Source organism: Faecalimonas sp. LCP19S3_D12, from assembly GCF_052121495.1.
Classification (GTDB): Bacteria; Bacillota; Clostridia; order Lachnospirales; family Lachnospiraceae; genus Faecalimonas.
Genome location: NZ_JBQKED010000042.1, coordinates 1 through 21,892, shown reverse-complemented (window position 1 = coordinate 21,892; position 21,892 = coordinate 1). Strand labels below are relative to the sequence as shown.

The window sequence follows — 21,892 nt, the reverse complement described above, 5'->3', positions numbered from 1 at the left end:
CCTCCTTACGCTTTACGACGTTTCAGCCATCTTACAAATCCAAAGATGACAATGAGAACCGGAACACCAATGATAGCTGCAAGTCCTAATAATCCTGTGTGCTGCATTGTATTGAATGTTGTCTCCAAGCTCTTCGCTTCAATTGAAAGATTGTCTACATCATCAAAATTACTTGTAACCGCATTCATAAATAGCGTTGTATTTTCTAATGTTGAGAAGGCATCCGTCACATTTGCATCGATCATAGTTGCCGCCGAAATAACTGTAAACCGGCTTTCATCCTCTGTTGCCACAGCGCCAAGAGTGTAAGTTCCCTGAGTCTCCTTATCCTCTGTCACCGCATATCCGTCACTGGAAGTTGTCATAAAGCTGTCAACTGTGATAGTATCACGTTCCGGATCTACCGTGTTAAATCCAAGTGCATTGATCAGCAACACCATTTTTGAAGAAAGACCGTCTGCCATCTCTCCGCTTGCTGTGATCTCCGGGAATATGTAATATGGATTTCCTTGGTAGCTTCTTGTTGTGTCTGCAATATAGCCGTCTACCTTTTCCATTCCATAAGTCTTCATCAGCGCATCTAAATTCGGTGTCTCATTCTGCGTATCTCCCATAATGAACAATACCTTCCCGCCGTTTGTGAGATAATCTGTGATCAATGTCTTCTCGTCCGCTGTCAAATCCGACGTCGGCGCATACAGAACAAGCAGATCACAGTCATCCGGAATCTTATTATTCATCATCAGATTCAACTCAGATATTGTGAAATTGGATTTTCTCATCAGGTCTGTGATTGTCGTGGAGAAAGTAGCTTCTCCGTGTCCTGTTGTGCGATAGATCGTCTTTGAAGTGTCACTTGTCACATAGTTTATCGCACCTGTCAGCTGACCTTCTGCATCAAATTCACTTTCTGTCATAGACCCAGTCGTATAATAAGACATCTCATCGTACACAATGATATCTGTGAACGGGATTACCATCTTCTTTTCTGTATCCTTACACTCTACAACAACGCTGTTCTCCTGTGCCTCATATTCTGTAACTGCTGAAGGATGCAATACCGGATCTACCCAGTCTACCTTCACCTTGTTTGAGAGCGCTGCATATTTCTCTATGAATGTCTGAATTCTCTCATCTGTAGAGCTTTTCTCCGACAACACATGAATCTGTACCTCTTTATCCAGATTCTTTAAAAGCTTCTTACTTATCTTCGTAATCTCATAGAGTGAATTACCACTCAAATCTATGCTTTTCATACTGTCAGGAAGCTGACCTGCAATCATATTTATCACGATCACGATTGCGATTACCACCGCAGTTATTACCATACTATATGTCCCATAACGTGATTGAGGACTTTGAAACATTTCTTTTATTTTCTTCACCGATACAGCCTCCTAACTCCAACATCTTTTTTGTATAGTCTGAATTGTCAGAAATACAAACAATACAATAAGTGAAAAACACAAAATCAAATCGCTGACATCCAACAATTTGTTCATATACACATTTGAAAAACTACTGGAAAGATCTAATTTACTCAAAAGATTCACAAGCAGATTCTCAAACAAAGATGATTTCACAACGTATGTAACAACACATGCAATCACTCCAATTGCTTCTATCACCGCACTGATCACCCAGTTTTTTGTCAATTGGTAGATAATCAACGCCACAATTGTGATAATTGCGATGATTCCAATCACTCCACTGATTGCCGTACTTGGAATGAAATCTAACAATCCGCCCCACAGATGTAAAATGAGAAGCACTGCAAAAGTACTTACCGCTGCGATAATCTGACTTTCTGTCAACGCAGATAAAAACATTCCGATTGCTATGTAAACACAACCAAGTACAAAAAACAGCAAAATCGCCGCATAGTCCACCCGCAAATAGGCAGTCCCCTGCATTTTGATCACCAGCGGATAGATGCAGAAAATTAGATTCGGAATTAAAAATACCGTTACCATCGCAAGATATTTCCCAAGCACAACATCCACCAGACGAACCGGCGATGTCAAAAGCAACTGGTCTGTCTTACTCTTTCGCTCTTCCGAAAAACTCTTCATCGTCAATATCGGCACTGCAACCAGGAACATGAACATCACGCCGGATAATGCGTAAGAAAAATACGGATACCCTGCATTCAGATTGTATGCCATAAAATAAATACCGACAAATGTCAGTAAAAACGCGATAAACGCATACCCAATCATAGATTGAAAATAAGATTTTAACTCTCTTTTATAAATTGCTTTCATCTGATTTTTGTCCTCCTGTCAATTCTAAGAATACTTCTTCCAACGAAACTGTTGTCTTCTGCAATGTGAGAAGAGGACATTTTGCCTCTGCAAATGCACTGAAAATCACTTCTCTGATATCTTTTCGTTCTTTCGTCTTAACCTCTGCTTTCAAGATCTCATTTTCCTGTGTATAGGTCACATCTTCGATATCCTTCAGTCCACTTAGGATCTCTCTTACCGTCTCTTTTTCGGCTCTTGTCTCAATATGAATCGTATCGGAGCCATTCATCAATTCTTCCAAATGCTCTGGAGTATCGCTTGCAACCAGCTTTCCTTTTGAGATAATCATAATGTAATCACACACTTCACGAATCTCCGCCAAAATATGGGAACTCAAGATAACCGTGTGCTCTTTCGCCAGTTCACGGATCAATTCGCGAATCTCAATGATCTGCTTTGGATCAAGTCCTACAGTCGGCTCATCTAGTATGATAATCTCCGGAAATCCTAAAATCGCCTGAGCAAGTCCTACTCTCTGCTTATATCCTTTTGACAGATTTTTAATCAGTCTGTCCTGCACGTCTGCGAGCTTGACAAGCTTCAACGCTTTTTCAATCTCCTGTTCCCTGTCTTCTTTTTTAATCTTTTTTAATTCTGCTGAAAACTTAAGATATTCCATGACAGTCATATCCATATATAATGGAGGCAGCTCCGGCAGATAACCGATACTTTTTTTTGCCGCTTGCGGCTCCTTCAAAATATCGTGCCCATTGATGAGTACCTCACCGTCTGTTGCCCCCAAATATCCTGTCATAATATTCATTGTGGTAGATTTTCCGGCACCGTTCGGTCCGAGAAATCCATAGATTTGTCCTTTTTCAACTGTAAAACTCAGATGATCTACAGCCGTATGATCGCCATATTTCTTGACTAAATTTTTTACTTCTATCAATTTCTTCCCTCCTGAAACAATATGAATTGTTTATATTATATGAAAAGAAATCGATAACTTTATGATATTTTTGTGTTTAAATTATGAGAATTCTGTGTTCATTCTGTGAAACACATCTTATTCCCCAGCTCTTTTATCCCAATATTCACAATCTGTTCTGCCAATTACTTCTGAAGTAAATGGTGTTCCATCATTTTTTCTATAATGCTTTGTCGCACGGAATACATATTTTGCGCCGACATACACGATCGGCACATTAAAGTACACAATCAATATATTTCCAAGATCCGAAAACGCCCATAGATTACCGAGTTCCAAGCCTGCAATATTACACAAAATTCCAAATGCGGCTACAAGCAGGCAGACTGCCCGAACCGTGTTGATACACTTCTTTGACTTGCTGATACGATTTGCCACAATCTCAGAGAAACTGATCATTCCAAGAAGCGTCGTATATGCAAATAAACAAAAGCAAAGACTTACAAGGAATGTAACAACTGCATTGAACGATGTTCCCGGTGTCAGTTGCGCAACCGACTCAGTAAATTTCGGCAACTGATCCAACGCCGTCCATTTTCCAGCATCTACACCTGTCCAACAGTGGGCCATGATAACTACAAATCCAGTCAACGTACAGATAACAATCGTGTCCAAAAATACACCTAGGGAAGCAACTTGCCCCTGTTCACATGGATGCTCTGCATCTGCTGCCGCGGCTGACATCGTAATTGTACCTTGTCCCGCTTCATTAGACATCAATCCTCTCTTTACACCCTGCGCAAGAACCGTTCCAAACACTCCGCCAAAAAATGCATCCGGCTTGAATGCTCCCCGAAATACCGCACTGAAAAAATATGGTATCTCCTTAAAATTAATCAAAACAAGCACCAGCACCGTCACAATATACACTATCGCCATGATCGGAACCATCTTGTCTGTCCATCGTGTCACTTTCTTGATTCCACCAAATGCAATCACCGCCGTCAGCATGATCACAATCATTCCCACTGCATAATAAAATACAGAAGAAGATGCAATGGTATCACCCGTCACAATCTCTGTCATACGTCCCGCCGAAGATACGACATTGAATCCTTGTGCTGGGAGACAACACAAAGCATACAGTATATATAACACTGAGAGAAATACACCAATCCAGACTTTATTTCCCAAAAGTTTTCTTCCATAAAACGGAAGTCCCCCGACAAATTCGTCCTCTTTTTTCTCTTTGAATATCTGCGAGAGAGTCGCCTCCATATAGGCCGTTGCCATCCCAAAAAATGCAGAAAGCCACATCCAAAACAACGCTCCTGGACCTCCCACTGCGATCGCACCTGTCACTCCAATGATATTCCCCGGACCCACTCGCATCGCCGTGCTCAAAAAGAACGATGCCAATGGTGAAATCCCTGTCTCAACCGTCTTTTTACGTGTTAAAATCTTTACCCCTCTCTTGAAACCAGTCACCTGCATAAACCCAAGCCGAAAACTAAAAAACAATCCTGAGCCAACAAGTAGTATAATGGCAAACGAGAGATTACCCAAAAGCGGTATCTTCGCATAATACTCAAAGTTTGTCGGAAATTCCCATAAGAAGTCCGACAGCGGACCTATAAACCGAAAAATATGATTAATTCCCTCAAAAATCCCTTGCATAGGCTACCTCTTACGCATTCCGCTTTTCCATATTCAATAGCAAATTGACTCCAAATGGGTTCACAACTACTCCTGACATCTCTTCATTTAAAAGATTTGATACTTTCGCAGCCTCTACAACGCCTCCTTTGAATTTTCCTTCGCGATTGAACTTCTGAAATTCCTGAAGGTCTGTAAACAGTGGAAGGTATGCCTGTCCTTCTTTTTGTTTTAAAATCGGAATACCATGATCCTCCTGCGTAGGAACGATATATTTTCCTCTTCCAAAATGTACCAACATCTCCTCATAAACTTCCTTTAATTCATCTGACATTGGTGCCGCCTGATTTTTACGGAACTCCTGTGCAAAATAAAGTGCCGTCAACTGAAGTTCCGGATTCTCCACACGCACTTTTCCATCACCTATGTCCTCTGGCTCTTTTCTACGCAACAAATCGCTATGCTGAATCTGAATCTCTCCATCCACTCCCTGATTGATATGTAAGCAATTCACTCCCATCGGATAGAGACTTGTATAAAACTCTAAAAACAGACGGTTCTCCACCTTTGCTATATGCACGAGGTTCCCTTCTTCTAAAAGCTTCTTTCCAGCCTCTTTTGCCGACTCTTCCTCAAAATAAACAAACACCTTGTCATCAAATGTCTCTTCATCACACGCAACATATGGCATCTTCGTAAATCCCGATATAATCACAAAAATCGCTTCTGTTTGCTGTAAATTTTTAATTACTTCTAATTTCTTATCGCTCATATTTTCCCGATTCCTTCCTTTTTGCAAATATACATCTAAATCCTATTATAATATAGAATATTCTTAAAGTATAGGAAAATGTTCTATCAATTTTTCTTTTTCTTTCCGACTCATGTGTTTGATCGCATACTCCCGCTTCATCGCTTCCTCTTTTGCTTCAAAAGTCTCATAATACACAAGTGTGACCGGCTTTCTCGCCCGCGTGTATTTGGCGCCTTTCCCGCTGTTATGATCTGCAATTCGCTTTTCCAGATTATTCGTCCACCCTGTGTATAGCGTGCCATCCTTACACTCTACGATATATGTGTAGTTCATTATTTTTTCCCCTCTTTTCCAGCATACTACTATAAGATAACACACCCCTGTCGCAGTGGCAATTCTCTGTATTATGAAATGAGCTTTTTGCATTAAAAATCCCAACCACATCGCCTTATGGTTGGGATTTTCCTTCCTACTCATCAGGAAGTACATAATTTACTTGAAACTCTTGGAACGCACTGCTTCCATTTTCCGCAAACATGCCAATATATGTTCCGGTAAATGACATCGGCACAGTCCCTTCTGTGGAAAGTCCTGCGGTCAATCCACTTCCAAGAAGCACATTCTGGTCTTCTTCCGGAATCTCTCCGTCACCTTTTGGTCCCACATTCAAGAGCATATTTCCATTTTTGCTGATAATCTCTATAAAATTACAGATAATCTGTCTGCTTGTCTTATACTCCAGCGTGTCCGTATAGCACCATGAATTTTTTGCAATCGCCGTGTCTGTCTGCCACACAAATGGTTTGGGATCTGCAAGCGCGCCACGCTCCACCTCCACAATTCCGCTTCCGAACATCAGATTCTCCTCTTCAATCGCTTCCCTTAGTTCGCCTAAAAGGTCGCGCTTTGGACTCATATCAAAGGCATTGTATTTAGAAATCTCGCTTTTGTACATCTGGAATCCATCATGGTGCTCTGCCACCGGAAAAACATATTTTGCTCCTGCCGCTTTGAATAGTTTCGCCCATTGTTTTGGATCGAACTTTTCCGCGTGAAACATCTGTATGAAATCTTTGTAGCCAAATTTTGTGTGCTCTCCAAATGTCTTTCTGTGATATTCCCACTCTTCCTTGTCCTGAATATACATATTTCTCGAATACCACTTATTATTGTGAGCGGCAATGCTGTATAAGCCCCAGTGGATAAAGATTCCAAATTTTTCCTTGGAAAACCAATCCGGCACAGTAAATTGAAACAGCGAATTCCAATCCGCATCATAAGGTCCCTCCGCGATCACTCTGTCGATCTCTTTCAAATGTCATTTTCCTTCTTCCTCCTGCTAGCCTTGAAGTCTGATGATCTGCACACCTTTTGCCGGAACCGAAACCACATCGCCTGCTGCATATTCCTGTTTCTCCAGCAATCCACAGCCTGCTTCTGTCATCACCGTCTCCTGTTCCCGATCGGCATGGTTTAATAAGAATAAAAATCTTCCGTTTTCATTTCTGCGCATTGTCACTTCCAGATTTTCCTGCGGTGCGAGCAACGATTCCACTCCACATTCCTCACAGATATCTGCCATGAGTGTCTGATAAAATTCTTCATTGGAACGAGTCGCAACATAATATGCCCGTCCATCTCCGAATTGATTCTTTGTGATTGCCGGCATCTGCGCATAGAAATCTTCCTCGTATACGCTGAGAGCTTCTGCTCCCTCCAGATGACTCAAATCACACAAAAGTTTCGCCGGATAGGCTTTGCCACGATACGTAAAATGATTCTCAGCTCCCGACGGAAGTGCATCGGACTCTTCCACCCAGATTCCCATAATATCACGCAGTTTTCCAGGATATCCACCTGTCACGATCAGGTCGTGCTCATCTGCGATTCCACTGAAAAATGTCGTCACAAAAGTACCTCCATTTTTTACAAAAGTACGGATCTTCTCGTCGTATCCGGTCTTTGTCATATATAAAATCGGAGCGATCAATAGCTGGTACTTCCCAAGATCATCCTCCGGTCCTACAATGTCCACCGGAATATTCAATTTGTAAAGCGCCTGATAATAATTGTAAATCTCATCTTTATATTTCAGATCACAGTTTGGACCTGCCGAACACTCAATTGCCCACCAGTTATCCCAGTCAAAATAAATCGCAGCCTTCGCATCTGTCACAGCGCCGAGTGTCTGTTCCCCCAGTTCTTTTAACTCTGCTCCAAGGGCTTTGACTTCCCGAAATACACGTGTCTCGTTTGTTCCCACATGGTCGATAACTGCTCCATGCAGTTTTTCACAAGCTCCCACAGTACGTCTCATCTGGAAAAACATCACCGAATCCGAACCATGTGCCACTGCCTGATAGCTCCAAAGCCGCATCACTCCCGGTCGTTTCAGGGCGTTGTACGGGAGCCAGTTCGTCACACTCGGTGTCTGCTCCATCAATAAAAATGGTTCCCCGCCATTGATTCCACGCATCAAGTCATGGCTCATGGCAATCTGCGCCGGACTGTCTTCATTGGACGGATAATTATCCCATGAGACAACATCCATGTACTTTGCCCACATCTTATAATCCAGCGGTTTATAAAATCCCATCAGATTCGTTGTGATCGGAATATCCGGTGTAATCGCTTTGAGGGCATCATACTCTCTCTTATAACACTCCAAAATACTTTCGGAATTAAATCTTTTATAATCCACAGTAATTCCCTGAAACTGGCTTCTATCCTGCTCAAAATGCTCACTCAAAAGATTTGGCAGTACAATCTCATCCCAGTCATAGAAGGTATGTCCCCAGAATGCTGTATTCCATGCGCGGTTCACATTTTCAATCGTCTGATATTTCTTTTTCAGCCAGACACGAAATGCTTTCTCACAGTTTTCACAATAACATTCCCCCCCAAATTCATTGGAAATGTGCCATGCTACAATATTATTGTAATCCCTGTACCTCTCTGCAATTTTTTGTGCCAGCCTGACCGAATACTTCTCATAGGTCGGACTGTTCGGGCAGGAATTGTGTCTTCCCCCGAATTTTCGTTTTAACCCATTGAATTCTGTTCGCAGGATATCCGGATATTTCTTTGCCATCCATGCCGGATGCGCTCCGGTGGATGTCGCAAGGCATACCTGAAGTCCATTGTCCCTTACCATTTCCATAATCTTATCAAGCTTACTGAAATCATACGTTTCCTCCGATGGCTGAAGCGCTGCCCAGCTAAATACATTCAACGTCACAATATCAATATTGGCTTCTTTCAAAAGACGCATATCGTCAGCCCAGATTTCTTCCGGCCACTGCTCCGGATTATAATCCCCGCCATATACAATTTTGTTCACCTTATTGCTAAATCTCATATCTATAATCCTCCACTACATATCAATTACTATTACTACATTACCCATCATACATCAATTTTACAAGTCCAACTAGCACTTAACTGTAAATTTTTGCGCAAAATGTATACCACTGACAGATACTGTCATACGAATAGATGTCCCTGTCTGCTGTGTCGCAAGCGCCGCAGAACTTATTGCTGCTGTTCCTGAGTTTTTCACCATCGCCGCAAGAGAACTTGCCTGATTGATATAAGTATACAGTAAATACTGTAGAGAATACAATTTTTGTTCTGTTACATAAATCAATGTATCTTGATAACTGTTCCACTGACCAACTGCAGAGAAAATGGATACCGTTGCCAAAATCGGTGTACAAGCAGGAAGTACAATTTTATAAAATACCTTAAAAATTCCTGCTCCGTCAATCTCTGCCGCCTCATACTGTTCCTGATCAATACCTGCAATCGACGCCAAATATATGATTGCTCCCCATCCAAGTCCTTTCCATATGTTCCACAAAAGCATCCACAAATATGTATGGGAATCGCTGTCCAGGAATTTGATTGGCTCTGTGATAATTCCTAAGTTTTCCAATAAGCCGTTTATCATACCTGTAGAAGAAAATAAGCTAAATGCTACGGAAGATACAAGTACCCAGCTTATGAAATTTGGCAGTGTTGTAAATGTCTGTACAAATGTTTTGAACCATTTACATTTGATCTCATTTAAGAAAATTGCAAATCCAACCGGAAGAATGGATGTTGCGATTCCGAGAAGACGCATTACAAATGTGTTCTTCATTACTTGAATTAATTGTGATACCTGCGTTTTGTTTGTGAAAAGCATCTTGAACCACTGCAATCCTACAAATTCACAATCGGCTAAACTTCTTGGTGGTCTATAATCATAAAAGGAATAAATCCATCCATGCAGCGGGAAATACGAAAACAGGAATACCAAGATCAAAAATGGTAAGATCCATAAAAAATATTTAATTCCTCTCGTATCTTTCTTTTTCCCGAGCGGTTGACTTTTCACAGCAGTTTTACTCTTTTTCATTTCCCTACCTCCTCTTTCACTGCTCTGTTGATGTATTTATCCTATCATTTACACCTGTCACATGAATACCTGAAAAATTCACACTTGTTTCATGATTAAATTAGATTTTTTTTAGATTTTGCCCCAAAATGTCTATTTTGTTCTGTATTTCGGTGCTTATTTTTCAGGTAGTCTTTTTGTTTTCTTCTATATATATTAACAATCAGATAACAAAAAATTTGGAGGAAACATTATGAAATCAAAAGCAATGAATCCGGTATTGGATTTTATTAACACACTTTGTAATTTTGTTGCATTAAATCTTGTATTTCTTATTACCTGCCTGCCGGTCATCACAATCGGAACGGCGCTTTCTTCTTTATATTACGTTACATTAAGAGAGGCTCGCGGGGAATACGGTTATCTTGTGCGCACTTATTTAAGGGAGTTTAAAAACAATTTCAAGAAGGGAACAATTGCGTTTGCCATTCTGTTTCTGATTGCCGCTATGATCGGATGGTTTCTAATTTTTACATACACGTTTCCACTAATTGGACGGTTTGAAAATTCTACAAAACAAACGTTGAAAAACGCCTTCGGTCTGGCAATGAGCAATATGAAAGCGACATTTGCACTCATCATCATCGATGCATTTGTTGCATACTGTCAGTCTTTTGTCTTCAAGAAAGTCTTTGAACCATATGAGGCAGAACAGATTGCACCGGAAAACACTGAGATATAAGAATAAATTTGGAGGATTTACATTATGAAATTTGGTTTTTTTAACGACAGTGACAGAGAATATGTCATCACATTTCCTGCCACACCACAACCGTGGATCAACTATCTTGGAAATGAAGAGTTCTTCTCTTTGATTTCCAATACCTGTGGAGGATACAGCTTTTACAAAGACGCAAAATTATTGCGCCTAACTCGTTATCGTTACAACAATGTTCCGGCAGACACAAACGGACGCTACTACTTTATCAAGCACAATGATACAGTCTGGACACCTGCATGGCAACCGGTGAAGACAGAACTGGACTCTTACGAATGTCGTCATGGTCTTGGCTACAGTCGTTTTACTTCTTCAAAAAACAAAATTGAGGCAAAACTGACCGCATTTGTGCCGCTCCATGAGACTTGTGAGGTAAACCAGCTTATCCTTACAAATAACAACGAGACTTGCGAGCAATTGGACTTGACTTCTTATGTAGAATTCTGCTTCTGGAATGCAGTGGACGACGCTACAAATTTTCAGCGTAACCTAAGCCTTGGAGAAGTGGAAGTATGCGGTTCTGAGATTTACCATAAGACTGAGTACAGGGAACGCCGCAATCATTTTGCCTATTACACAGTAAATGCCGAAATCAATGGCTTCGATACAAGCAGAGATGCGTTTTTAGGAGTATATGGAAGCATCGAACGACCACAAACAGTTCTTACCAGAGCTTCATCTGACTCTATCGCAAGCGGTGGCGCTGTCATCGGTTCCCACCACTTGAAGGTAATATTAAAGCCGGGCGAGTCGAAAAGCTTTGTTTTCGTGCTCGGATACAGTGAAAATCCTTATGAGGATAAATGGGAAGCTCCAAATATTATTAAAAAAGACGCCGCACGTGCTGCAATGAAACGGTTTTCTACAGATGAACAAGTAGAAAAAGCGTTGAACGACTTAAAAGAATACTGGAATACATTACTCGCAACTTTCTCTGTGGACAGCGCCGACGAGAAATTAAATCGCATGGTCAATATCTGGAACCAATACCAGTGCATGGTCACATTCAATATGTCTCGTTCTGCTTCTTATTTCGAGTCAGGGACCGGTCGTGGTATGGGATTCCGCGATTCCTGTCAGGATCTGCTTGGATTCGTGCACTTGATCCCAGATCGCGCGCGCCAGAGAATTCTCGACATTGCAGCGACACAGTTTGAAGATGGAAGCGCATACCACCAGTATCAGCCACTTACTAAAAAAGGAAATTCTGACATCGGAAGTGGATTTAATGACGATCCACTGTGGCTGATTGCAGGTACTGCTGCCTATATCAAAGAGACCGGGGATCTGTCTATCTTAGATGAGATAGTAGACTTCAACAATGATCCTGCACTTGCGAAACCATTATCAGAACATCTGAAACGTTCCTTTGACTACACACTGACACATTTGGGACCAAACGGGCTGCCTCTCATTGGGCGCGCGGACTGGAATGACTGTCTGAATCTGAATTGTTTCTCCAAAGAACCGGGAGAATCCTTCCAGACATTCGGACCTTCTGAAGGACCGGTTGCAGAATCTGTATTTATTGCAGGAATGTTCGTAAAATACGGAAAAGAATATGCTAATATCAATCGTCTTCTGGGAAATGCTTCAGAAGCAGACCGTGCATTGAAAGCAGTTGATGAAATGTATCAGACTGTTTTAACTGCTGGATGGGACGGAGAATGGTTCCTCCGTGCTTACGATGCCACCGGAGAAAAAATCGGCTCAAAAGAATGCGAAGAGGGAAAAATCTATATCGAGCCACAGGGATTTTGTGTACTTGCCGATATCGGTGTAAACGAAGGACATGCAAAAAAAGCCTTGGATTCTGTGAAAGAACATTTAGATACAAAATACGGAATTGTTCTGCAGCAGCCTGCTTATTCTAAATATTACTTAAATCTTGGTGAGATCTCTTCTTATCCACCGGGATACAAAGAAAATGCCGGTATCTTCTGCCACAACAACCCTTGGGTATCAATCGCAGAGACACGTATCGGACGCGGTGATCGTGCATTTGAAATCTACCGCCGCACATGCCCGGCATACATCGAAGAAATCAGCGAAATCCACCGCACAGAACCTTACGTGTACTCTCAGATGATTGCCGGAAAAGATGCGCCAAAGCATGGCGAAGCAAAAAACAGCTGGCTTACAGGAACTGCTGCGTGGACATTTGTAAATGTGTCCCAATACATCCTTGGAATCCGCCCATCTTTTGACGGTCTGGAAATAGATCCTTGTATTCCATCAAATATGGATGGATTTACGGCAACTCGTAAGTACCGCAATGCAGTGTATTACATCACAGTAAAGAACCCGAATCATGTAGAAAAAGGAGTTCAAAAACTGACTGTAAACGGAGAATCTGTAGAAGGCACATGTGTGAAAGCTATTGACAACGTAAAAGAATACCATATAGAAGTTGTGATGGGATAGGGGATACCCATCACTTCTCCATAGAATCGTATTTGTCACGATATTTTTTCGGTGTCATTCCATATTCTTCTTTAAACAGTTTATGGAAATGACTTGAATTTTCATACCCAACTTCTACAACAATCTGCTCTATCGGCGTGTCTGTCTCTGTTAAGAGATAGGCCGCCTGGAGCATACGTCTTCTCTGTAGATATTTTGTAAAGGTATAAGGGGAATACTGGGTCATAAGACGACTCACATAATAGCATGGAAGATTATGATGTTCACAAAACGTGTTAAGCGATGCGGTCTGGTAGTTCTCTTCTATATATCTTAATGCCTCCAACACAATCTGACTTTCATAGGAAGATGGGGAGCCGACTGTGATCGTATACGTTCTATTCGATAATTCCATCAGCAGAACTCCCATCGTCGCCTGCAGAATCCTCTTGCTGTTTCGCGTCTGGTTCAAGAGACTTCGTGTCATATTCTCCAACAGATTCTGGGCATCCGGCAGATCCTGCAAATGAAAATGCAAAAATTCATGATCTTCCACATCATTTTCCGCCGCTTTTTTTATAAAACGCCGAAGTGCCGTATCCTCGTTTAGCATACTGAGCGGATACTGTAAAAACTCCGGAAGAACAAATATCTTAATTCCAATATCGTTATACCCCGAGGCACTTGCTGAATGCGGTGTTCCCTGTTTGATAAACAAAACATCATCTGCTTCCAGCTTGACTTCTGTCTTATCGATAATATGTGTCGCCGAACCACTGAACATATATATGATTTCCATGTATTTATGCGTATGCTCTGGGATATCTACAAATCTCGGCTGTTTCATAATGTCAATCATCGCACCTTCTCGAATCATCTTATCGGTATCAATCATAGAACTTCCTTTTTGTATCACATATGATGCCAATACATTCTTTTCATTTTTAATAAATTCTTCTTCCTTACTGTCCATTTTTTTTAAATATTCTAGTAGTTTTCGTTTCACAAACTTTTCTCCTAAACTCATTTTTGCAAATTATAGCACAGTTTTTTCTCTATCTCTACAATTACTTCCTTTTTATACAAAAAAGTAACCGTTTTTACCACTTCTTTCATTTTTTGCAAAAATCAACGGTTTTTTTGCAATTACCGTTCTAGCAGATATGTAAAAAAAATAGTATACTGCTCGTGTATAAGCGATTTATCACAATCGTTTTCCAAAACTTTATACGCACTTAAAACAAGAAAACCGGACATCTTACCCCTTCTCAACATGTCCGGTTTTTTGTTGCCTATTTTTAAAATTGATTTCTTCTAGGAATCCATATATTCCATAGGATTCACTGGTTGCCCATCTTTTAGCAATTGAAAATACAAATTACAGCCTTCTACGCTATAATATTTTGTAGGTTCACTCAGATATCCTACTAGTTCTCCCTTTTCCACATAATTGCCTTCCTGTATTGGGACTTCTTTTAATTGCCCGTAAACTGCTTCATAACCATTTCCAAGATCCATCGTGACCGTGTTACCCGTCTGCGCATTGACTTCCACTGATTTCACGATTCCTCTTGCAGATGCAGTCACCTCTGTTCCGACTTCTCCCCCGATAATCAATGCCGGATTGTATTTATATTGGTCCAGAGTGGAAAAATAAATCGTCTGATCCATGCTGTAATTCATTAATACATTCCCATCCACCGGCCATGCAAGCAGATCATTTTCTGAAAATGCAAGTGCGTCTGGCTGTGTTGCCGTTGGTGAGGTCTGAGTCTGTTTCTGCTCTGTCTGTGTTTGTGTCTCTTCTTTTTGTTTTTCTGTCTCCTGTGCTTTGTTCTGAATTGCCTGACTGTTTGTCGTTTGGCTCTTTTCTGTCTCTTTGATGTCTTTTTGTTTTTCTTCGGTATCAGTTTTTTCTTCCGCTTTTGCCAGCTGTCTGCTCATATCTCTCTTATAACGGCTGAATGTAAAAAATCCCACTAGCGCAATCACCGCCACAAAACAAATGACCAGACCGACCGCAGCACCTTTCCCTCTTCTTGAAGGTCCTAGATTATTTTTCATATTTATCACCTCTGACTATATTTTTGCCAGAAAATGATACGCTTATTCTACATTCAACAAAATTTCCGCGACCTCTTTCATTTCTGTTCCCTCGTAGAAATACTGCAAAATTTCATTGTATTTTTTACCTTCTTTTGCCATCTCATTTGCCGTATTTTGGCTCATCCCAAGTCCATGACCAATCCCTTTTGTCGTCACACGCATCTTCCCTTCAAACTCCTGCAGTTCAAAGCAGCTTGACAACAATCCATATGTATCTCGAAAGGTTTCTCCGTTCAAAGTCTCCTCACCCACTTTTACTCCTGTCACATATCCGGCGCTGTCCTGAGAAGTAATTTGTGCTCCTGCAACTTTGATGAGTTTGCTTTCCATCTGCCCATCTGCTTCCACATCCTTCGGACACTCCTTCATCTGCAGGTACGGATACTCGTCCGTGCCAAGCACTTCTTTGCCAATTCGAGTTTTTCCATTGCTTAACTGATGGAACGGTACCATTGCTAGTTGACCATTGTACATCACAACTTGTCCATCGGTCTCATTCCACACACGCTCCAATTTTTTATAATTTTTTTGAAATGTGCTTCTGCCCCATTGATTTTTCATATCAGATTTCGTAAAAAAGCGCTCCGTCATAACCGCTTTATTGCCCTCTTCCTCAATCTTTTTATAGATGGTTGTCCGAACAATGACAGCCTGTGCCTTTAATGCCTCCTCTTCAAAATCAACCGAAATCTCTTTTGCCAATGTTCCAATACAATACTCTTTCAATGGAACTTCTTTTGTTCCCGACTTCGTTTTTACTTTAATATAACCATTTTTTCCGTCTTGATTTGCCTCTATGCTTTTCCCATTCATAAATATGGTAATAATATATGGCAACAATACAATAATCACAAACACCGCACATATTTTTTTAATTTTCCGTTTCATACAAACAAGCCTCCCATACTTTATTGTATGAGAGGCTTATCTCTTTTATGAGTTTCTTTTTCTCACAAGTACCACTGCACCTGCTGCTGTCATCGCAAGCATCCAGCCTGCCGCTGCCGTTGCATCCCCGGTTTTCACTGGTTTTTTATCTTTATTCGGATCCTTCTTATTTGCATTCTCGTTTGTCGGGTCCTTCAGATCTTCTTTAACAATCTCGTTCTTTCCTTCCACCTTTACAGTGAAGTCAGCGCTTGCAGTTTTTCCTTGCAAATCTGTCACAGAGATTGTCACTATAACATCTGTATCCTTCTTCGGCGTTGTCACTGTTCCATCTAATGAAATAATACCTTCTGGATTGACTTTCGCAATCTGAATTGTATAGTCTTCCGGAACTTTTGGAAGTACAAACTCTGTCTCGTTTTTTGCAACTTTAGATGGAACTTTTTTATCTGCAATCAAAGCATCTAAAATATCCTGTGCTGTCGGAGCTTCCGGTTTCACATCCATCTTCTTAAAGTTTGCTGTCAGTGTTGTGTTTGCTGTCACTGCAAATGTATATGGATTGGAACTACTTACTTCTTTTCCGTCTGTATCTGTCCAGTTTACAAACTCATATCCTTCATTTGGTGTCGCTGTCACAGTCGCATTCATGCCATCTTCATAGACACCATCTTCTTTGTCCATAGAGACAGTTCCCATCGCTTTTTCACTATCTTTTACATTTACAGAGACCGTATACTTCTTAACCGGTGTCTCTTTTTCTTCCACTGTAACTTTGACTATCGCTTTCAATCCATCCGGATTCGCAATTCCTTCCGGAAGAGTTAAAGTGCCTTCCAAGACATATGTCTTACATTCCCCTGCGTTGTAAGTTCCTTTCTCCCATGTCACATCCACTTCTGCTGTCTCATTCTTTCCATATGTGACAGATACTTTTTCCGGCAGATCCAAATCTTCAAATGCAGTTCCCTGTACAACGGTAATATCATCTAGTTTTGCCACATCTGTGATGTTTTTGTCTTCTGTCTCTCCAGTCTTTTCAAACTTCGCAATCAAAGCTGTATTTCCATTCACCTTGAACGTATACTCTGCTTTTTCAGATACTTTTTCGCCGTTTGGACGATACCATCCCTCAAATACATACCCTTTATCCGGCATCGCTGTGACTGTCACAGATTCTCCCGCCGACACATCTTTACCGCCGCTTACTTTTCCACCTTTTTCAGCACTTACATATACTGTATAAGTCTTATCCACAACCGGCTGGTTTGCAATATCAAATTCAGATACTGTCACCCATCCGTCACTGGACTGTGTTGCAACAAACTTGAATCCATATACCATCTGTTTTTCAAATGTAAATGCTTTCTCTGATTTGTCAGCTGCAAATGTTTTGTCTTTTACGACCTCTTTCCACTGACCATCTTTTTCATTCTGAATGTAAAGTGTTGCTTTTGTCACAAGACCACTGTTTGTATCTTGACGTGGTGTAAATAATACTTGATTAATTTCATATCCTTTGTCAAATTTGACTTCTGCCCAGATACTTCCATCTGCACCTTTACCTGTTCCAACTACTCCTGCTGATGTCGGAACTTTATCTGTTGTTGTCTGTGACCAGTCAGAGTGCCAGTGAGTGCCTGAATTGCTGTCAAATGCCATACCGATAACACCTTCTTTGCCTGCACCATGTTCTGTAGGTGTCTCTGACTCTGCACTACCTGTCCATGCTGACTTATTATAAATATCCACTTCAGGTTCTTTTTCTGTGACAACAACATTATCAATCACTGCTGAAACAGCATTTGTCTTTGAACCGATTCTTTCCAGTGGAAGCGCAAATGTAGCATTTGCGATATTATCTTTTTTCACCATATCATTGTGAATGAATTTTCCTTTTGCATCTGCAACAAACTCACCGTTTACATATAAACTAGTTTTTTGCTGCTCAACCGTAATTGTAATATTAACGCTCTTTCCTACCGGAAGTTCATAGTCAAAATAGTAACTATACAATTCTCTTGTAAATCCTAATTTTCCATCTTCCATAATACGAATATCATGTGTTCCGTATGGAGCATCTGCTTCGAATAAAATATCGCCTGGTTTTGCTGGTTTCTCCAGTTTAATATCAAATGATACTTCATTTCCATTTCCAAGTACATCAATCGGAGATGTCACATAGCTTTCACCGTTTTTTAATACCAGTGCGTTGTCTTTTACTTCCGCATTCTTTCCTTCTTTCAGATCACGTTTATTCTCAGAAGTATCTTTTAAGCCATTTTCAAAATCATAGCTCTCATAATTTTCTTCCTTTTTCTCTTCCTGATAATAAGGGTTTGTATTCGGTCCTGTTCCTTTGTCTGCAGCTAATTTTGCAAGTGCATCTGCACTTCCTTTTTCTTTTCCTGTTGCTGCCCAAGTCTTTTCTGCGTAGAATGGCATTGCATCAAAGAAACGCCAGTATAAGTCAGACTCACTTAATCCGGAAGCTCTCTTATCAATGTTATCATTCCAAAGTGCAAATGCTGCACCAAGCATCTGATCATCACCGGCTGGAACCATTTTATAACCAGATCCTGTTCTTACTTTATTAGCTTCAAATTCATTAAAAATACGATTTACATTTAATAAATCTCCGTAAGCGTTTGCTCTTGTCTTATTTCCATTTGGAACCATATAACCGAAATCATCAATCGTATTGATTAGATCATATCCTAAATTGTACATTTCGATTCCATCTGCCCAATCTTTTGACCAAAGATTCATCTCTACATTTTCAATCGCATCTTTATTAATTGTAGTTAACGGATTATCTTTAATACGAGTCAATCCACCCCACATACGAACTTTATTTGTCTTTTTCACATATGGAACCATATCATTTACAAACTCACGATAAGACTTTGCATTATACAAGAATTCATCAGCACCAATGTGTATTGTTGTCTCATCATCAAATGTCTCATCTTTTGTGTAATCATCAAAAATTTCTTTAATTTTTGCTACTGCTTTTGGATTTGTCAAATCAAAATGGTCAATCAAAGAATGTCCGCTGCTTACCTGATTCTCAATTTTTAAGTCTGGCCAAACTTTTGTAAAAGATACCGCATGTGCCGGAACATCAATTTCCGGAACAATTTTCATTCCGACTGCTCGTTCTTCTTGAATAAAAGTTTTAAACTCTTCTTTTGTCATATGATAGTCTTTTGCCGTCGGAGATTCTCCATTTTCATTTTTCAGACTGGATTCCAGACGGAAAGCTTCATATGCTTTAAACCCTTCATCTTCTGTGTTGTATTTTCCATAATCTTCCAACCAGATATAGTTATCATTCAAATGAATCTGTAAGTCATTCATCTTATAATAACGCATTGTTCTGGATACTTCTTTCATCATATCCAATGAAACAGCTTTACGCGCAACATCGAACAAGAATCCACGAGTTTCAAATCTCGGATAGTCACGCATCTGTCCTACTTTGAACTCTTTTCCATTTTCTTTGTTCATCTGAAGGATTGTCTGCATACCGTACATATTACCTGTTGTACTTACAGAAGCAACATTAATACGGTCTTCTTTAATATCCATTGTATATCCTTCTTCTCCAAGAAGAGTATCCGGCGCTTTTAGTTCAAAGTTAAATGCGTTCGCCTCAGCAGCACCTTTCTTTGCAGTCAATTTGATTCCTGTAAAGTCCTCATAATCTTTTACAAACTCATCTACAACTGCTTTTAATTTGTCATCTGTATAAGTAACTTTTTTCAAGCTTTCTACAGATACTTTTTCTGTAGATTCTGAATGCCATTCCTGAATTTCCGGAATTACAGAAGGTTTTGTATTCTTATTTTCTTCCTGAGTTTTTGTTCCTTTAACAACAAACTCTAAGTCTCCTGTATTTTTAACCTTTCCTGTAGCTGTCTCTTTTACATTAAAGGAAAGGTTTACAGTCTTATCTGTCAACGGATGTACGATTGGGAGTTTTCCTTCTTCATTAGCGCTTCCAATAATCTGCTCAAAATCAGCACCATTAGATTCAATCGTAAATCCTTCTGGAACGGTTGGAAGTGTAAACTCATTTCCTTCGATAGTTCCACCTTGAATAGATGCCACAACTTCATCTAATGTCTTTTTCTCAGATCGGTCATTCGAATATACTTCAACTTCCTCAATACTTACATTGTTATATTTATTTTCTTTCACTTTAAAGTCACAGAATTTAATATTTTTTGCAATAATAGGAGTATCAAAAATATGTTTTATTTGTTGCTTATAGCCATTTCCTTCAACTGTGTTTTTTACTGATACAGTTTGCTCTTTTTCATTGATGTCCGTATATTTAATATTAAAAGATTCAATATTCGATGGCTGTGGATCTGTATCTCGCTTAAATAAGGTAATATTCAATTCTTTAATTAAAGTTGGTTTCTCAAATTGAGCTTTAACCCATTCATCCTTATATGAATTTTCTTTACTTGCCCATCTATTTTCTCTTCCCACTTTTCCATCTTTGATTTTTGCATGTCCTAGTGTATCAGTTTCATCAGAAGATGAAGTTGTCGTTGCTGTCAGCATATGGTTTTTATCTCCTGTAGATTCAATATCTACCTCCATCTCCTCCCCATAAACTTCAATTTCATTGATACCAACATTTTCCCAATAATTATTTCTATTGTCTGCTTCCACAATCGTAACTTTAATCTTTGTCGCAAAAACTGGATTTTCTACTTTCACATCTGCATTTTCTGTTTCGTATGTACCATCTGTATCTTCATGAAGTAGCTGGTAAACTCCTCCTGTCGTGTATGCTTCTACCTTCCATTTTTTTATATTTTGATTTGTTGCATTACTGACAAGCCTCTCCCAAAATATTTTTACTTTGCTAACCTTAGTTGGTTTTTTTAGTTCAATTTCAATCCATGAACCACTTGCTTTTCCTTGATTTGTTGCCCAATGCGTATTCTCTTTCCCATCTACAGCATTTGCTACTGGATTTACACTTTCTGCATCACTCGCGGTTACCTTACATCCCTTTGCAAGATTTAAGTTTTCTGCAGCCTGCACCGGTCCCATATCGACCAAAGCAATATTTGCAATCATAACCGTTGCCAGTAATCCGCTTACAACCTGTTTCTTTTTCATTCTCCTCTTTGCCCCTTTCCTTTCATGCACAAAATTGGCAAAAAAGACCAAAGTATCCCTCTATTTTCAAATAGTCTACTCTGGTCTTGCCTAATTCAATAGTCCAATCCTATTTTGCCAATCTCAATTACTTTCATCATAACAAGTTTTATCTATTTTTTCCATTATTTTTATTAATTTATTTGTTTTTTGGTCATATTCAACAAATACAAATGTTCCTTTTTATTCAACTTAACATTTTATAACTTATTCAACGAGAGGAATATATATGATGCATATTTCTATATGAGATGACCAAATAGTACATACACAAAATATCAAAAGACTCTTGATTTTCTGACAATGCTTTCCATAAATTGATGTAAATTCTCAAACCCTTGTATTTACTGATGTTCTGCAAGATTTTGAAAACAGTAAAGTGATGTAATATTTTCCTCGTTTTGCTTTAATAAACAAGAGAGACTGTCACAATATGCGATAGTCTCTCTTGTTGAAAATCAGTAACTAAGACTTCCCATACCCCAAATGGGACTTGTTCCTTGAAAATTCAATATTTCAGCTAACAAAATAGCGATTTATGCCGCAGTAGCCAGTGGATGGAGTGCATTAC

Annotated in this window: 15 protein-coding genes; 2 read left to right on the top strand and 13 right to left on the bottom strand. The window is 39.8% G+C overall.

Annotation, left to right across the window (positions count from 1 at the left end):
- Positions 1-5 precede the first annotated feature (5 nt).
- The 9 genes from ACTQXY_RS12275 to ACTQXY_RS12235 all read right to left on the bottom strand — a co-directional run bounded on the left by ACTQXY_RS12275 (position 6) and on the right by ACTQXY_RS12235 (position 9,986).
- Positions 6-1,385: a Gldg family protein gene (locus ACTQXY_RS12275; RefSeq protein ID WP_441659687.1), complete on the bottom strand. Its 1,380-nt coding sequence runs from the start codon at positions 1,383-1,385 to the stop codon at positions 6-8.
- Between the two features lie 12 nt (positions 1,386-1,397).
- Positions 1,398-2,264, bottom strand: a complete 867-nt coding sequence (locus ACTQXY_RS12270) for an ABC transporter permease subunit (protein WP_441659686.1) — start codon at positions 2,262-2,264, stop codon at positions 1,398-1,400.
- Positions 2,248-3,198 carry an ATP-binding cassette domain-containing protein gene (locus tag ACTQXY_RS12265; RefSeq protein ID WP_441659685.1) on the bottom strand — a complete coding sequence of 317 codons (951 nt, stop codon included), beginning with the start codon at positions 3,196-3,198 and terminating at the stop codon, positions 2,248-2,250. The genes ACTQXY_RS12270 and ACTQXY_RS12265 overlap by 17 nt, the downstream gene beginning before the upstream one ends.
- Before the next feature lie 117 nt (positions 3,199-3,315).
- A complete protein-coding gene (locus tag ACTQXY_RS12260; protein WP_441659684.1) occupies positions 3,316-4,854 on the bottom strand; it encodes an amino acid carrier protein in 1,539 nt (512 codons plus the stop codon).
- Positions 4,855-4,864: 10 nt separating this feature from the next.
- A complete protein-coding gene (locus ACTQXY_RS12255) occupies positions 4,865-5,605 on the bottom strand; it encodes an SseB family protein (protein ID WP_441659683.1) in 741 nt (246 codons plus the stop codon).
- A gap of 63 nt (positions 5,606-5,668) precedes the next feature.
- Complete coding sequence (locus ACTQXY_RS12250) at positions 5,669-5,920, bottom strand: GIY-YIG nuclease family protein (RefSeq protein ID WP_044987458.1); 252 nt, start codon at positions 5,918-5,920, stop codon at positions 5,669-5,671.
- Positions 5,921-6,056: 136 nt separating this feature from the next.
- Entirely contained in the window at positions 6,057-6,902 is an 846-nt protein-coding gene (locus ACTQXY_RS12245; RefSeq protein ID WP_441659682.1) for an alpha-L-fucosidase, read from the bottom strand.
- A 24-nt stretch (positions 6,903-6,926) separates the two neighbouring features.
- Positions 6,927-8,945, bottom strand: coding sequence for a beta-galactosidase (locus ACTQXY_RS12240; protein WP_441659681.1), 2,019 nt, complete (start codon positions 8,943-8,945; stop codon positions 6,927-6,929).
- 72 nt (positions 8,946-9,017) lie between these two features.
- Entirely contained in the window at positions 9,018-9,986 is a 969-nt protein-coding gene (locus ACTQXY_RS12235; RefSeq protein WP_441659680.1) for an ABC transporter permease subunit, read from the bottom strand.
- A gap of 232 nt (positions 9,987-10,218) precedes the next feature.
- Here ACTQXY_RS12235 and ACTQXY_RS12230 point away from each other — a divergent pair, with 232 nt between their 5' ends.
- Positions 10,219-10,707 carry a YesL family protein gene (locus ACTQXY_RS12230; protein WP_441659679.1) on the top strand — a complete coding sequence of 163 codons (489 nt, stop codon included), beginning with the start codon at positions 10,219-10,221 and terminating at the stop codon, positions 10,705-10,707.
- A 24-nt stretch (positions 10,708-10,731) separates the two neighbouring features.
- On the top strand, positions 10,732-13,167 hold the full coding sequence (locus ACTQXY_RS12225; RefSeq protein ID WP_441659678.1) for a GH36-type glycosyl hydrolase domain-containing protein: 2,436 nt from the start codon (positions 10,732-10,734) through the stop codon (positions 13,165-13,167).
- A gap of 10 nt (positions 13,168-13,177) precedes the next feature.
- Here the strand turns inward: ACTQXY_RS12225 and ACTQXY_RS12220 are convergent, their stop codons facing one another.
- The 4 genes from ACTQXY_RS12220 to ACTQXY_RS12205 all read right to left on the bottom strand — a co-directional run bounded on the left by ACTQXY_RS12220 (position 13,178) and on the right by ACTQXY_RS12205 (position 21,282).
- Positions 13,178-14,152: a helix-turn-helix domain-containing protein gene (locus tag ACTQXY_RS12220; protein WP_441659677.1), complete on the bottom strand. Its 975-nt coding sequence runs from the start codon at positions 14,150-14,152 to the stop codon at positions 13,178-13,180.
- 308 nt (positions 14,153-14,460) lie between these two features.
- Complete coding sequence (locus ACTQXY_RS12215) at positions 14,461-15,210, bottom strand: peptidoglycan DD-metalloendopeptidase family protein (protein WP_441659676.1); 750 nt, start codon at positions 15,208-15,210, stop codon at positions 14,461-14,463.
- Positions 15,211-15,252: 42 nt separating this feature from the next.
- Positions 15,253-16,140, bottom strand: coding sequence for a SpoIID/LytB domain-containing protein (locus ACTQXY_RS12210; protein ID WP_441659675.1), 888 nt, complete (start codon positions 16,138-16,140; stop codon positions 15,253-15,255).
- A 45-nt stretch (positions 16,141-16,185) separates the two neighbouring features.
- Positions 16,186-21,282 carry an InlB B-repeat-containing protein gene (locus ACTQXY_RS12205; protein WP_441659674.1) on the bottom strand — a complete coding sequence of 1,699 codons (5,097 nt, stop codon included), beginning with the start codon at positions 21,280-21,282 and terminating at the stop codon, positions 16,186-16,188.
- Between the last annotated feature and the right edge of the window lie 610 nt (positions 21,283-21,892).

Bases quoted from the DNA above. Each gene is read 5' to 3' on its own strand.
- ACTQXY_RS12270 (WP_441659686.1), bottom strand. From the start codon at position 2,264: ATGAAAGCAATTTATAAAAGAGAGTTAAAATCTTATTTTCAATCTATG.
- ACTQXY_RS12260 (WP_441659684.1), bottom strand. From the start codon at position 4,854: ATGCAAGGGATTTTTGAGGGAATTAATCATATTTTTCGGTTTATAGGT.
- ACTQXY_RS12255 (WP_441659683.1), bottom strand. From the start codon at position 5,605: ATGAGCGATAAGAAATTAGAAGTAATTAAAAATTTACAGCAAACAGAA.
- ACTQXY_RS12250 (WP_044987458.1), bottom strand. From the start codon at position 5,920: ATGAACTACACATATATCGTAGAGTGTAAGGATGGCACGCTATACACA.
- ACTQXY_RS12240 (WP_441659681.1), bottom strand. From the start codon at position 8,945: ATGAGATTTAGCAATAAGGTGAACAAAATTGTATATGGCGGGGATTAT.
- ACTQXY_RS12235 (WP_441659680.1), bottom strand. From the start codon at position 9,986: ATGAAAAAGAGTAAAACTGCTGTGAAAAGTCAACCGCTCGGGAAAAAG.
- ACTQXY_RS12230 (WP_441659679.1), top strand. From the start codon at position 10,219: ATGAAATCAAAAGCAATGAATCCGGTATTGGATTTTATTAACACACTT.
- ACTQXY_RS12225 (WP_441659678.1), top strand. From the start codon at position 10,732: ATGAAATTTGGTTTTTTTAACGACAGTGACAGAGAATATGTCATCACA.
- ACTQXY_RS12215 (WP_441659676.1), bottom strand. From the start codon at position 15,210: ATGAAAAATAATCTAGGACCTTCAAGAAGAGGGAAAGGTGCTGCGGTC.
- ACTQXY_RS12210 (WP_441659675.1), bottom strand. From the start codon at position 16,140: ATGAAACGGAAAATTAAAAAAATATGTGCGGTGTTTGTGATTATTGTA.
- ACTQXY_RS12205 (WP_441659674.1), bottom strand. From the start codon at position 21,282: ATGAAAAAGAAACAGGTTGTAAGCGGATTACTGGCAACGGTTATGATT.